We start from the raw sequence: 13,998 nt of genomic DNA on the forward strand, positions 1-13,998 counted from the left end.
CCGCCGGAGCCCTTGGTGCCGCCGGAGCCCTTGGTGCCGCCGGAGCCCTTGGTGCCGCCGGAGCCCTTGGTGCCGCCGGAGCCCTTGGTACCGCCGGACCCCTTGGTGCCGCCGGATCCCTTGGTGCCGCCGGATCCCTTGGTGCCGCCAGACCCCTTTGTGCCGCCGGAGCCTTCGTCATCCTCTGGCTGTTGCGAAGTCAAACCCGCAAAGCGATTTCCGATATGCGTGTCATACCAGGAAGAGAAACCATCTCCCTCGATTCCGCCATTGTGGTAGCTGTTTGTACCCCAGCTGTACTGGCCGCCTTGCCAGTTCCCTCTTCCGTAACCCATTACACAAATCCCCCGAATAGAGCCCCGCATCCGGCCAGTGTGAATGCCCTGCAATTGAACCGGCAGAGCGCCAGTTCCGTGCGAGAAGGACAGCGTAGGCAATTGTGGCGTAACGGGGCAAATTTGTGTCAAAATTATGGCCAAAACTCCGGCGGGCTGGGCGAGGCTGGAAACAATGCGCCGGAAACTAGGGAATTGATCGGGCTTTTTCCCGTATTCTGGCGGGGAATCGCGCTAGTTCTGAGGACGAATCGGCAATCGTGATATCGCCCGGACTCACGGGTCGTGCCGGTAGGGCGGGGCGGTCCGTGTTGGTAAATGAATCGGTGCCAGTGTCAAAGAGAGGCGGGACATGACGGACAGCGGGAAAGGCGACAGGCTCACAAGGATCGTGGCGGCGGCAGAGACGCATTTCGGGCGGCCTGTGCAGAAAGTCACTGCTCCTGGTGGCGAGGGGAGGTCGAGTTTCCGGCTGCATTTCAACGACTTGGACGTTATCGCCACCCTGCGCCCGAATTTCCGGCGCACCCATCTGGAAGCTTTTGTGTTGGAGCAGTTGCGCGCCCATAGCGACGACCTGCCCGAATGCCTGGGCGTGGTGGGCGAGATCATGTTCCAGTCCGATGTCGGGCGCCGCCGGCTGAACCAGGAGATCGTGCGCCACAAGGAAAAGGGCCGTCTGGACCTGGCCGCCGAGGCGGTAGCGGCGATCTTTCGCATACAGAGCGCGGCGCGGCGCACCGATCTCAACAGGATGTTGCCGCATCTGGGTGCCAATGACGGCTGGGTGACCAGCCTGGTCGAGGCCGTGGATGTGCTGCAACCCTATTCCATGGGGATTTCGCACCGCTTTGACCGGCAGGCGGCGGCCGAACGACTGGCCTCTCCGGGCCGGCAGTTCGTGAAGTGGGACTGCCGGTCGGGCAATGCGGCGCTGGACCGGGCGGGCAAGCTCCGGTGGTTCGACTTCGAGTATTCCGGCCTGCGCCACGGGGCCGAGGACTTTGCCTGGCTCATCGGCGACGAAGCCTGGCCGGTGGCGCCCGACCAGATGGCGGATGTGATGATCGACGCCTTCGACCCCGGTTGCGGCCACGGGATCGGCGACTACTTTGACTACCTGTCGGTCTACCTGACCTTCCATGCGGTCCAGCGGCTGAAACTGATCACGAAAGAGGCCAGGAAACGCGGTTGGCTGTCCAAGGAACGGGTGCGCAAGTATGACGATGCCGGGGTGCATCCCGAGTTCGCAATGCAGATCAGCCGCGTGGGCGCCTATTATGCGGCCCAGTCACCGGTGACCGAGCCGCTGGCCCGTAATTTCGAGGCGTCGGAGGGCTATTTCCGGGCGATCCTGAAGGATGGGCGCTCGTTGAAAAGCGCCTGATCATGGATGGCGCCGCCGATATCCTGACCCTTGCCGTGCAGGCGAGCGGGCTACGGGTCGCTTCTGTCGAGCGGATGGAGGATCTGACGGCGCTGCGCGACCGATGGCGGGCGCTGGAAGGGCGCGACCCGGAAGGCACCGTTTTCCTCTCCTGGGACTGGCTGGAGCGGGCATTTTCCGGCAATCCGGGTCGTTGGCGGGTCTTGGCCGTGTTCCACGGCCCGCGGCTGGTCTGCGTCTTTCCACTCAAGTACCGGGTGCACTGGAGCAGTTCGCGGCAGGAGTTCCAGTCCGAGATCGAGGCGGGCGGGCGGCTCTTGTGGAGCGAATACACCGGGTTTCTGTGCGAACCGGCCTACGAGGACGCCGCGATCGCAGCGCTGGCCGAGGTGTTGCGGCAGCGCCCATGGGTACGGCTGTCGCTGAGATACGAAGGCTCGCAGGCGCGTGCGGCGAAGTTCATGGCTGCCTTTCCCGGCGAAGAATACTCGGCGCGCCGCAAGGACTATTTCATCAACAAGGGCGAGACCGACAACCTGATCTGCCCGCGGGTGCATCTGCCGGCGACATACGAGGACTGGCTGACCACCGGACCGAGCAAGAATACCCGTCAGAAGATCCGCCGGTTCACCCGCCGGTATCTTGAAAGCGGGGAATGTACCCTCTCCCATGCCTCGGGCGATGCGCTGAAGGCGGACATGGCGGCGCTGCTCAGGTTGTGGATGCGGAAATGGGCGCCGGTCAAGGGCGTCGAGACCGCGCGGCAGGTTGCCGCGAACTATCTGCGCATCCTGACCACCGCAAGTCAGCTTGGACTGCTCTACATGCCGGTTCTCAAGCGAAATGGCCAGGTACTCGGGGCGCTTGGCCATGTCGTCGACCCGCGCATGCGGCGGGTGCATTTCATCGTCGCGGGTCGGGACGAAAGCGCCGAGGGTCATTTCATCGGGCTTTTGCTGCATGCGCAAGCCATCGGTTGGGCGATCCGGCAGGGACACGAAATCTATGATTTCTGCCATGGCAACGAACCCTACAAGTACAGTTTCGGCGCGCAGGAGAGCCGTGTCGCCTATTTCACCATCCGGCGGCGCGCCCTGCCTGCGCCGGGACGGTCGCTTGACCCGATCTCGGGGAAAGCGGCGCTTGGCCGGGTGCTTGGCTTTGTCGAGGCGGAACAGACCAGGGAGGCGGCGGCCGGTTGCCGTCAGCTGCTGGGCATGATGGACCGGCCGGCCCGCGAGTGAACCGGTGGCGGTTCAGGCCTTCGGTTGCCGGGGACAGCTCCGAGCGCAGGAAATCAATGAAGATGCGCGGCTTTGACTGGATGTAGCGGCCTGCCGGAGCGCGCGCGAACACCTTCTTCGCGTGCAGGGGCGCAGACAAGACCCGGCAGCAGGACGATACTCATGCCACTCGGCCCCGTCGCCGTCGAGCAAGCGCCATGCGCTTTGGACAGGGCGACCCGAGGCGCCGCATTGCCTGATCGGACATCCCGGATTGTCTGCGCTCGCCGTGGGGACCGCGCCGGTCAACATCGCCTGCTGCGGTGTCATTTCGCGGTCCTCCTTGACCGTGCGGCGCCGGCAACTTGGTCTCCGGGGTCCTGCCGGACCGTTGACACAATTGCGCCTCGTTTCCGGTGACCCGAACCAAGGCCGCAGGACAATGATTCCGGGATTCCATTGTTCACGAAGCGGGAACATTTGCTCGCCCGGAGAGGAATTGATTATCTCGATTTTTGAAAAAATCCTTTGTTTTGGGCGTTTATAAATGGAAACAATCTGTTTACGCAGAATTCCTTAAATTTTTGCCGGTCCAGGCGTAATCCTGATCATGGCGGAAATGTGGCGTGACTGCGCCGTATTCGAGTTCGAGTTGCAGCGCGTAGGGCGCTGCCGGAACAGAGGAAACTTTCCGCGAAACCTTGGGCCGGCTGCCACTGTCCCGGGGTTTGTAACAAGTGTCTTGGCTTGGCCTTTCTACGCCATGGTGGCGTGGTCAGGGTGGCCTTTGTCCCTATCGCAGGGGGGGAAATGAGCGACTATACCCAAAAGGCATCGCTGGCCGGTGCGACATCGGTAGGTTCGGTTCAGTTCACGACGCCGCTTCCTGCAACCAGGTCGGGACGGGCTCCAGTCAATCTGAATGCTCCGCTGGGAACCGAGGGGGGGCGTGGTTCCCGGCGGGGCGCCCTGTATGCCGATCTGGGCAAGCGTGCTCTGGATGTCACCCTTGTGCTCTTGTCCCTGCCGGTTGCAGGCGTGGTGGTTGTGTTCTGTGCGTTGATGCTGTGGCGCGAAGGTGGCAACCCGTTCTACTGGCAGGCGCGCCTGGGGCGGGGGGGCAAGCAGTACCATATCGTAAAATTGCGTACCATGGTCATGGATGCCGATGCGCGACTGGCCCACCTCCTGGACAAGAATCCGGCCCTGAAGGCCGAATGGGACGCGACGCAGAAGCTGAAGAACGATCCGCGCATAACACCGGTCGGCGGGTTTCTGCGCCGGACTTCGCTGGATGAACTGCCGCAGCTGTGGAACGTTCTGAAAGGTGAAATGAGCCTCGTCGGCCCGCGCCCGATGATGCCCGAGCAACTGCCGCTCTACGGCAAGGCAGAGGCATACTTCTCCTTGCGCCCGGGGATCACGGGGCTTTGGCAAGTGTCGGATCGCAACAACTCGCGCTTCGACCATCGTTCCAAGCTCGACGCCGACTATGCGCGGAACCTGAGCCTGATGGGGGATCTGGCGCTTTTGATTAGAACGACAACGGTTGTCGTTCGTCGCACCGGCCATTGAACAGGCTCGGTACCCAATTTACTTCGGTCGGGAGATGGCGATGGCTTATCATGGCAGAAATCTGGGCTTGAACGGGAATGTGACGACAGTAATGCAGGGCCCGAAGAAAACTTGTGACGATGAACTGGCGAAAACCCGCCCGTTCCGGCGCAAGGCGGCCCTGCGCGCCGAAGCCGAGGAGATGGTCTCTCAGCCTCAGACCCAACTCTCTACCAGGAGGCCGCAGGTGGAGCCGGCACACTATCAGTTGCCTGCAACGCAGCCGGAACCGTGGGAGCGTCTGGCCGCGACACCTTTGCGGCTGAGCCTGCCGAGGGATGGCCGTATGCCGCTGGTCAACCTGTTTCGGACCGATCCGGTGGCCCGGGCGTTCGACGTGATGCGGACAAGGGTACTGCAGGCTCTCAAGGCAAAGGGATGGACGCGGATCGCCATCGCTGCGCCGACTGCGGGGTGTGGGGCGACTTTCACGTCGGTGAACCTTGCGCTCAGCATGGCGCGCGTTCCTGCCAGCCGCACCGTGTTGCTGGATCTCAACATGCGCGATCCGGGTGTCGCTTCGGCGCTGGAACTGCCTGCGCGGGCCGACATGCGCCGATTGCTGAAGGGAGAGACCTCGTATCTCGACCATTTGACCCGGTGCAGCGACACGCTCGCGGTGGGGCTGGGCGCCGGGCCGGTGCGCGATGCCTCCGAACTGCTGCACTCCGGCACCGCATCCGACATGCTGGACCAGATACAGCAGGACCTGCGCCCGGATGTCGTTCTGTGTGACCTTCCGCCGGTTCTGGGTTTTGACGATCTGGTTGCCTTGGTGCCACGGATCGACGGGGTCCTGCTGGTGGCGGACGGAACGCGTACGACCTCCGAACAGATACGCCGGTGCGAACAGGTGCTGGGTGCGGATGTTCCGTTGCTGGGCGTGGTGCTGAACCGCGGGCGCGGGAATGGGGCGGAAAACTACGTCGTTTGACCTTCGTTTTTCCGGCGTGTTGCCTTAATTTGGGCGGTATACCCTGTTTTCTTGCGGGCAAGAGAGCAGGGCTTCGGAAACGAGTGAGATAACAGGTATGGGGCCGATCCATTCGATCAGCGATGTGGTCGATATGCTGCGTCGCCGGGCGCGACTGATCATCGCCGTGATCTTCGTGGGGTCGCTGCTGTCCTTGTACGCGGCGATGATGCACCAGCACGAGTATGAATCCCACGAAGTCATCCAGATTGCCCGTCCGGTCGTGTCCGATGAACTGGCCAGCAGTACGGTCGAAGGCTCTGCCGCCAGGCGGCTTCAGCTGATCCAGCAGGTTCTCACGACCCGGGGGACGATGCTGGAAATCATCGAGAAATACGGCATCTACGACGATCTGCCGGCGCTGAAACCGCAGGCCAAGGTCACGATGTTGCGCAACGCCATCCGCATCGAGGGCATCGCTGCCGCGCGCGAAGGCTATGCCGATGATGGCGCGATTTCCGTGCTCAGCATCACGGCCCGCATGGCCACGCCGGAACTCGCGCAGCAGGTGGCGCATGAGTTCGGGCAACGCACGGTGGAACTGAGCAAGCAGAGCCGGATAGAAAACGCGCGCGCGACGCTCAACTTCTTTGACGCCCAGAAGGCGGCGCTGGAGCAGGACGTCGAAACGCTCGAAGCCGAAATTGAAGCCTATCGTGCCACCCATCAGCTCAGCCTGCCGGGCGCAGTCGAAGCCAGGCGTGACGAGATCCGCACAATCAACGACGGCCTGCTCGATATCGCCCGCGAGCGCATCCAGATCGAAAGGGCGATTGAACTGGCCTTGCAAAGCGAGCGCCCGGCCACGGCAGAACGCCTGCGCAAGGATCTGGGTGAACAACTGGCCACGCTGGACGCGCAGCGCGACCTTCTGGAAGAACGCAAGTACGCTCTGGAACGGCTGATAGAAGGCAGCCCCGAGGTGGAACGGGTGCTGGGCGCCTATGACCGCAGTCTCGACCAGTTGCGCGACCAGCTGGCGCAAGTGGCGAGCCGCCGCAACGAGGCCGAGATGGGCTTTCTGATCGAGGCCGAACGTCAGGCCGAACGCCTGATGGTGATCGAAGAGGCCGCCCTGCCGGATTATCCGGTGACCGAGAGCCGTAAGAAGATCGCCCTTTTGGGGCTGGCTGCCAGCATCGGGTTGGCGCTGGCGCTGGCCTATGTGCTGGAGTGGCGCAACCCGGTGATCCGCAGCGCTGACCAGATGGAACGCGAACTGGGGTTCCGCCCCGTGGTGGTGGTGCCCTTCCTCGATGCCAGCGCACCGCGCCCGTCGTTGTGGCGGCGCATGACGCGCCGGTTCCGGGGTTCCCGCGCGCCGGCGGAATAGCGCCTCAGTAGCCGGAAAGCAGGGCGATGTCGGCCCAGTGCATCCACAGGATCAGGGCCGTGGCGAGAAGGCCGGCCAGGATCGCCACGACATCGTGGCCCGCGTCCCATGCCCCGTATTTGCGTGCCAGCCAGACCACCGCCGGATAGCTTGCGACCGTTGCCACGGCCATCGAAGCGATGCCGCCCACCAGGCCGAAAAGCGCCAGCCCCAGGATGATGCAGAAGATCTGGAACACCGCCCGCACCATCATGACGATGAAGTAGGACCGGCTGTCGCCCATGGCCAGCGCCACGTTGTCATAGGTCAGGATCACCAGCCGGGGATAGAAGGCCAGCGAGATCAGCGTCACCATCGGTCCAGCCAGCTGGTAGCGCGCGTCGTAGAGCAGCCCGACCAGTTGCGGCCCGATTGCCGCCATCAGCAGCAGCGCAAGACCGATCGACAGGCTCATGCCGGCGCGCAGGCGGCTCAGGTACCGGCGGTTCATGTCACCTTCGGCCGGCGGCTTGTCGCGGTAGACGGGGATCATGATGCGACCGATCATCGACAGCCCCGCCATCATCGGGAAACTGCCGAGGAAATAGCCGATGTTGTAGATCCCCAGCATGTCGATGCTGAGGTAGCGGCCCAGGATGGCGCGGTCGCCCTGGCTGATGACGAAGGTCAGCGCCGTCGACAGGAAGATCCACTTGCCGAAATGGATCAGGTCATTGGCGGCCGCCGGCTCCCAGCGGAACCGGTTCACCGGGCCGGGCAGCAGGAAATGCGTCAGCAGCAGCTTGGCCACGGCCGAGACCACGCCGCCGAGCGCCAGCGCCATCACCGATTGGGTGAGTTCCGCATAGATCACCATGAAGCCGATGCCGATGGCCTGGCTTGCCAGGTCCAGCACGGTCAGACGCCCGACCAACAGGTGGCGGTGGGCGGTTTCGATCCGGGTCGGAAAGAACCCCGACACCAGCAGGGCTAGGGCGCCCACCGGCAGGTATTTGACCAGCTCCGGTTCTTGGTAGAACCGCGCGACCGGCACTGTCAGCAGGCAGGCCACCGCAAACAGCATGCAGCCCCGGAACACCTGGATGGTCCAGGCGGTGTTCAGGAAATCGGGGTCGTCGCCGCGCGGATTCTGTGCAATCGACGGGCCGACACCGACATCGGAAAACAGGCTCAGGCCCACGACGACCACGGTGACCAGGGTCATGATGCCGAATGCCTCGGGGAACAGCAGGCGCGTCATGATCAGGTTGGCGGCAAGGCGTAGCGCCTGGCTGCCGCCGTAGCCCACCATCAGCCACGAGGCGCTGCGCAGGACGCGGGCCATCAGGCCGGTGCCGCTGAAGGCGGTAAGGAGACGAGACATTCGGGATCCCCGCTGGTGGCCGTGGCCTGCCGGTTTGACGTCACGCTAGAAAGCGTGCCGTTCCGGGTCAATCGGAGCCAGGGAGAGGGGCGCCGCCTTGTGGCGCGGCGTCCACAGGCGGTGCCCGGGTGCAGGCGGACGGGTAGGCAGGCGGTCCCGGGCGCGTTACCTCTTGGCCAAGCCAACGCCGCAGGTCCCGCCGCCGTGACAATCGCCTATGTCCTGAACACCTATCCCCAGCCCTCGCACAGTTTCATCCGGCGCGAGGTGCAGGCGCTGGAGCGGCAGGGAGTCCCGGTCCTGCGGCTGGCGATGCGCCGCGCGGCGGTGCCGCTGGTCGATGCGCGCGACAGGGCCGAGGCGGAGCGGACAGAGTATGTGCTGGATCGCGGCGCGCTGGGGCTGGGCCTTGCGTTGCTGCGCCGGTTCCTTGTCGCGCCAGGTCGTGGCTTTGCGGCGCTGCGGCTGGCGTGGCGCTGCGGCCGGGTGTCGCCGGCGGGGCGGCTCCGGCACGTGATCTATCTGGCCGAGGCGGCGCATGTCGCGACCCGCTGCCGCGCGGCAGGCGTGACCCATGTACATGCCCATTTCGGCACCAATTCCACGACCGTTGCCATGCTGGCCGAGGCGCTGGGCGGGCCGGGGTTTTCCTTTACCGTGCACGGGCCCGAGGAGTTCGATGCCCCGGCGGCGCTGTCGCTGCCCGAGAAGCTGGCGCGCGCGCGCTTTGCGGTGGGGGTCAGCCAGTTCGGCCGCAGCCAGCTCTGCCGCTGGACGGCATTCGCGGGTTGGGACCGGTTGCGGGTGGTCCATTGCGGGATCGAGCCTGCGGCCTTTGCCGATCCGGTGCCGGTGCCGGATGGTCCGCTGCGGCTGGTCGCGGTGGGCCGGTTTGTCGAGCAGAAGGGGCAGATGATCCTGCTTCAGGCGATGGCGCGGTTGGTGCGGAGCCATCCGCAGGCGCATCTGGATCTGGTGGGCGATGGCGAGATGCGCGGCGATCTGGAGCGGGCGATTGTCGGGCTGAACCTCGGCGGCAATGTCACCCTGACCGGGTGGCTGGACCAGGACGGTGTGCGGGCGGCGCTGGACGCCGCGCATGCGCTGGTGATGCCCAGTTTCGCTGAGGGGCTGCCGATGGTGGTGATGGAGGCGATGGCGGCCGCCCGCCCGGTGGTGGCAACCTATGTCGCCGGCACGCCCGAGCTGGTGTGGCCCGGCGAGACCGGCTGGCTGGTGCCGGCGGCGGATCCGGCGGCGCTGGCCGATGCGCTGGAGGAAGTGGCCGTGGTCGGGCGACAGAGGCTCGACCGGATGGGACAGGCGGGGCGGGCCCGGGTGCTGGAACGGCATGACATCGACGGGCAAGCCGCGAAACTGGCCGAATTCTTCAAGAGCGGCTGAGGTTGGGGAGGCCAGGAAAATTCGACGAATTTTCCTGGCTGCGCGACCACCTCAGCGGCCCCGCGTCCAGCGCGCGCGCGCACGGAAGAGCGGGGATTTCACGGCCAGCGATACGCCAGCGTAGACCGCAAATCCGACCGGGTCTCGCAGCAACCGGACCATCAGACCCGAGACGCCGAGGCGGGGTGTTCCGTCATTCTCCAATCGTTGCGGATAAAGCGCGGCCACCTCGGCTACGCCCGCGTTCTGGCGACGGCGCACCCGGACGAGGTTGGCAAATCCCTCGACCATCGGCCAGTCGTAACCGGGCGCAACCCGCACCCGTTCGGCGGGCGCAAAGCTGAGTCGCACGAATGTGTCGTCCGAGATGATGTCGGGCCAGTCCTGCCAGCGCGCGCGCCCGGCGGCGTTCACCGCAAACAGGCCGAAACCCGGCACGCCGGTGGTGACAAAGGGCAGGGTTTGCCAGAACCGGCCATAGGCGCGGGTGATCCGGCTCAGGGCCGGGGCGAGGCGCGGCGTGCCGCTGGCGTAGCGGGGTGTGTCAGTGTCGAGCGCCCTCACCAGCGCTGCCATCAAATCGGGGTCGACCCGCACATCGGCGTCGAGATAGGCGCGCAAGGGCCCTTGTGCCGCGGCGTCTCCGGCGTTGAGCGCGCCGAGCTTGCCGCCCTCGGCCAGTTCCAGCACCGTCCAGCCCCAGCCGCGTTCGGCGGCGAGATCCGCCAGCGCGCGGGCGCGCGCGGCGGTGTCGTCGGAACAGCCATTGGCAACTACCACCGCCTCGCCCCGCCAGCCCTCGGGCAGCGGATCGGAGGCTAGGAGCGCGCGAGCGCAGTCACCGATCCAGTCGGCCTCGTCATGGGCCGGGATGATGACGCTGAGGTGCCGGGTCACTTCAGAAACTCCACCAGCGCATCCCAGCGCGGGTTGGCATCGTCGAGATGCCGCAGGTGCCCCCAGCTGCCCCATTTGTTGGGCCGGTAGACATCAGCATAGGCGGTGAACAACCGCCCGCCCACCGCGTGCCAGCCCCGGATCAGGTCGGTATAGAGATCGCCCATTTCCGGCGAATAGTTGAAATGGGTGAAAAAGGCGGTCAGTTCCTCGTCGTCGATCAGCGGGCCGGTTCCCACGACATGGGTTCCGCCTTCGTACATGATCAGGTCCAGCCCGTATTTTTCCGCCACCCCGGCATGATAGGGCAGCTGGGTGCCGAGGTTCTTGGCCAGCGTATCGGTCGCGTCACCGCTGGCCGCGCCATCGCGCAGCTCAGCCCAGGCCAGCGAGGTGGCGAGGTCGAACCGGTGCCGGGCAACATGGGCATCGCGTTCTGGGCCGGTCAACCCCTTGGCCTCGGCCTGCGCCGCCGCTTCGGCGGCGCTGTCGGCCAGCCACTGACGCAGCAAGGGCAGGCGCTGTTCCCAGCCCAGCGTGCCGCCGAAATAGCCGGTCACGGCATAGGCGTCGAAATGGCTGGCGGGGGCGGCGCGGCCCGGTTCCTCGGCCACCCAGGCGGGCGCGTCAAGGATCATCTCCTCCAGCCCGATCCAGCCCGTCTGGGTCGAGATTACCCGCACCAGCCGCGCCTCGGCCTGATCGCCAAAGACCTCGGCCCAGATATCGGCCATCTCGACCGCGCGGGCGGCGTAATAGCTGACCCAATGGTCCTTCCTGTTCCAGCGGGCGCGGGCCTGATCCTCGGCCCATTGCGCCTGGGTGAATTGCCAGTTCCAGACCTCGTTGGACAGTTCCACATAGGCGCGCTGTTCGATCCAGAGCGTGTCGCGCACGATCTCGGCAAAGCGGCGCATATAGTCGTCATCGGCCAGGTGGGGCATGTTGAACCAGCCGTCCGCGCCGGTACGGTTCAACAGGTCCACCATGATCTCGACCGGCACGCCCCTGACCGCCCAGGAGAAATCCTCGGGCCTCGGGCGATCCTTCCAGGCCGATTGCTGCGAATTGTTGGTCTGCATCCAGTCCATGAAGCGCAGCGCGCGAAAGCCGAAGAGCCGATCGAGCCAGCCGGGGTTGAAGCGCGCGCCGGCGTCAAAGGCGGCCAGATGCTCTTGCTTGACCACCGTGATGTTGCGCACATACTCGCCGCCGCGGTGGGTGCGCTGGATTCGGATGTCGACCGGCCCGGGTCCGGGGGTATAGTCGAACGCGACCCTGTTCCTGCCATAGCGCACGTTCTCGGCCCGGCCCAGGACTTCGACGATGCCCTGCCCCTCAAACCGCAGGACATAGCGCCCGGCGGCCGAAACCGCCTCGACCGGCAGGTCGGTCAGGATCAGGGTGCCGATCGAGCCCAGCTCGGGCGGGATCGCCTTGGGCCAGCCGTTCTCGTCCAGGTAACCGGCGTCCTTCAGTTCGTCATATGTTGCGCCGCCGAACTGCCCGGGCAGGTGACCGATCCAGGGGCGTGCGGTCTTGAACACGTCGAGAAAGGGTTGTTGCACCGACCAGTCGTTGACGCCGGCAAGCCCGATGGCGATGGCGACCGGCCCGTCGGGTTCCGGCGGCGGAACATAGCCTTGTTCCAATGTGGCGGGCGTTTCGGCGGGTTCGTCCGCCGCCGTGGCGGGGTCGGGCGCAGGGGCGACGGGTGCGGGCGGGGCGGGTGGCGCAAACCTCTGCACCGCCTCCCAGGCGACGGTTTGCAGGCGGGCGGCCAGTGCCGGGCTGGGGGCGTCGAAGGGCCTGCCCCAGCGGTCCTTCAGCCGGTGCGGCAGGCCGACCGGGCTTTCTCCGGTCAGGGCCGCGTATTGCACCATGGTCAGGAAGTAGAAGCCAAGGGGATTGGGGTGGATGTCGTCGTGAAACACCTGCGCAATCCGGTCGAGGCCCGGCACGGTGCCGTCGGCGATGGCGTCGGTCAGGGCCAGCATCGCCTGTCCGGCGGGCAGCAGCTGCATCGGCGTCGCGCCGGCAGGCCGGGTGGCGTTCACCCCGTCGACGATGGATTGCCATTGGCCCAGGTCCTGTTCGATCCGCTCGCGCCAGGGTGTACCGGCGCCCGTGTCATGCTCGATCCGGGCGCCGCTGCCCGAGCGCAGGTCGTGCCATGTCTCTTGCAGGAACACGCGGGCCTGCGGGTTGGCCGATACCGCCAGGTCGTAATAACGCCGGGCATACCCAAGGCTGTCGTTGTACTGAATCTGGTTGGCCAGCGGGATCGCCTCGGTCAGGATCACCGCATCGTAACCGCCGCCCGCCAGCGCCGCGCGCGCGTTCACGCCCTCGGCCTTGTCGCCGTTTTCCCAGTTGTAGGAGAGAGGCGCGCCATTGATGATCTGCGCTTCGACCCGGACACCGTGCCCCTCCAGCACTGCCGAGAGCATGTCGGGATTGGTCGGGCCGAACAGTGAATGGCCGATGAAAAGAACCCCGATCAGGGAGGAAAGCCAGCTCATTGCGGAACTCCGGTCTTGGGGTAGGTGGTCACGATCTGCCAGACCACCTCCTGCATCAGGCGCGCGGCCTCGGGCGAGGGGGCGCGGGCCGGTGTGCCGTCGGCCTTCAGCAACTCATGCGGCAGGCCCACGGGCGAGCGCTGGTAGAGCACGGCGTAATGGGTCAGCGCCACCATGTAGTTGCCCAGATCGCCCATGTGGATCGGGTCGAGCTTGCCCTCGGGATCGGTGCCGAAGAGCTGTTCGGCGCTGGTGATGCCGCCGACACCGCCCCGCGCCTCGACCTCGCGGACAAAGCGCGACAGCACCTGCCCGACCGGGATGACATGCGCGGGCTGGTCGGGATTTCGGGCGAGATCCTGAAGCAGGATGCCGTTCTCCCACAACTCGACCAGGTCGCGGTCGAGCCGGTTGAGCCAGCCATCCGGATCGTCCAGCCAATGCCAGGTCTCGTAGAGAAACACCCGCGTGTCGGGGCGCCCCTGCCGGGCCAGATCGGCCCATTTGGTGAAATAATCGTCGCTGTCGAGATACTTGATCGCGTCCCTCAGTTCGAGCATCTCGGTCAGGATCACGGCATCGTATTCGCCTGACCCGATCGCCTCGTCCGCAGGCCGGTAGCGGGGGTGGGCGTTCATCACGTCAAAGCCCTTGATCGGTTCGTCGGCCTCCCAATGCGCTTTCATCGGCGTGCCCCAGCCCAGCTGGCTGTCATAGCTGTGGCCCTGGGGCGCAAGCTGTTGCAGCATCGCGGGCATGTCATGGCCGACCAGGCTGTGGCCCAGGTGGAACACGGCCATCGGACCCGGCGGCGGCGGCAGGGGTTGGGCATAGGCGGCGGCCACAATGGCGGCGTCCGGCAGGCGCGGTCGCAGCCAGAACCACCAGAACGCGGCGACCATAAGGCCGAGAACGAGAAGGATCAGGGCGATAAAGCGAGTCATGGT

11 protein-coding genes are annotated in these 13,998 nt (G+C 65.5%); 6 read left to right on the plus strand and 5 right to left on the minus strand.

Annotated features, from left to right (window positions below; translation table 11 throughout):
* Positions 1–335, minus strand: a 335-nt coding sequence (locus BLT75_RS24585) for a hypothetical protein (protein ID WP_218128871.1), incomplete at its 3' end; no start/stop codon positions are given.
* A gap of 352 nt (positions 336–687) precedes the next feature.
* Here BLT75_RS24585 and BLT75_RS10140 point away from each other — a divergent pair.
* The 5 genes from BLT75_RS10140 to BLT75_RS10160 all read left to right on the plus strand — a co-directional run bounded on the left by BLT75_RS10140 (position 688) and on the right by BLT75_RS10160 (position 6,865).
* Positions 688–1,722: a hypothetical protein gene (locus tag BLT75_RS10140; protein WP_093030587.1), complete on the plus strand. Its 1,035-nt coding sequence runs from the start codon at positions 688–690 to the stop codon at positions 1,720–1,722.
* A gap of 2 nt (positions 1,723–1,724) precedes the next feature.
* The gene (locus BLT75_RS10145) at positions 1,725–2,966 is read left to right on the plus strand and encodes a GNAT family N-acetyltransferase (RefSeq protein ID WP_093030590.1); all 1,242 of its coding nucleotides are present in this window, start codon (positions 1,725–1,727) and stop codon (positions 2,964–2,966) included.
* Between the two features lie 789 nt (positions 2,967–3,755).
* Positions 3,756–4,520 carry a sugar transferase gene (locus tag BLT75_RS10150; RefSeq protein WP_093030593.1) on the plus strand — a complete coding sequence of 255 codons (765 nt, stop codon included), beginning with the start codon at positions 3,756–3,758 and terminating at the stop codon, positions 4,518–4,520.
* Positions 4,521–4,560: 40 nt separating this feature from the next.
* Complete coding sequence (locus BLT75_RS10155) at positions 4,561–5,493, plus strand: CpsD/CapB family tyrosine-protein kinase (RefSeq protein ID WP_143028540.1); 933 nt, start codon at positions 4,561–4,563, stop codon at positions 5,491–5,493.
* Positions 5,494–5,590: 97 nt separating this feature from the next.
* Entirely contained in the window at positions 5,591–6,865 is a 1,275-nt protein-coding gene (locus BLT75_RS10160; protein ID WP_176827919.1) for a GumC domain-containing protein, read from the plus strand.
* 4 nt (positions 6,866–6,869) lie between these two features.
* Here the strand turns inward: BLT75_RS10160 and BLT75_RS10165 are convergent, their stop codons facing one another.
* On the minus strand, positions 6,870–8,228 hold the full coding sequence (locus BLT75_RS10165; RefSeq protein ID WP_093030602.1) for an oligosaccharide flippase family protein: 1,359 nt from the start codon (positions 8,226–8,228) through the stop codon (positions 6,870–6,872).
* 204 nt (positions 8,229–8,432) lie between these two features.
* Here BLT75_RS10165 and BLT75_RS10170 point away from each other — a divergent pair, with 204 nt between their 5' ends.
* A complete protein-coding gene (locus BLT75_RS10170) occupies positions 8,433–9,632 on the plus strand; it encodes a glycosyltransferase family 4 protein (RefSeq protein ID WP_093030605.1) in 1,200 nt (399 codons plus the stop codon).
* Between the two features lie 51 nt (positions 9,633–9,683).
* Here BLT75_RS10170 and BLT75_RS10175 read toward each other — a convergent pair whose 3' ends face one another.
* From BLT75_RS10175 to BLT75_RS10185, 3 genes are read right to left on the minus strand one after another with little or no spacing between them, the layout of a single operon-like run.
* Positions 9,684–10,529, minus strand: a complete 846-nt coding sequence (locus tag BLT75_RS10175; RefSeq protein ID WP_093030608.1) for a glycosyltransferase — start codon at positions 10,527–10,529, stop codon at positions 9,684–9,686.
* The gene (locus BLT75_RS10180; RefSeq protein WP_093030611.1) at positions 10,526–13,051 is read right to left on the minus strand and encodes a hypothetical protein; all 2,526 of its coding nucleotides are present in this window, start codon (positions 13,049–13,051) and stop codon (positions 10,526–10,528) included. Before BLT75_RS10180 ends, BLT75_RS10175 begins: the two co-directional genes overlap by 4 nt.
* The gene (locus BLT75_RS10185) at positions 13,048–13,995 is read right to left on the minus strand and encodes a hypothetical protein (protein WP_093030614.1); all 948 of its coding nucleotides are present in this window, start codon (positions 13,993–13,995) and stop codon (positions 13,048–13,050) included. The genes BLT75_RS10180 and BLT75_RS10185 overlap by 4 nt, the downstream gene beginning before the upstream one ends.
* Between the last annotated feature and the right edge of the window lie 3 nt (positions 13,996–13,998).

This window comes from Ruegeria marina, assembly GCF_900101475.1.
GTDB lineage: Bacteria > Pseudomonadota > Alphaproteobacteria > Rhodobacterales > Rhodobacteraceae > Ruegeria_B > Ruegeria_B marina.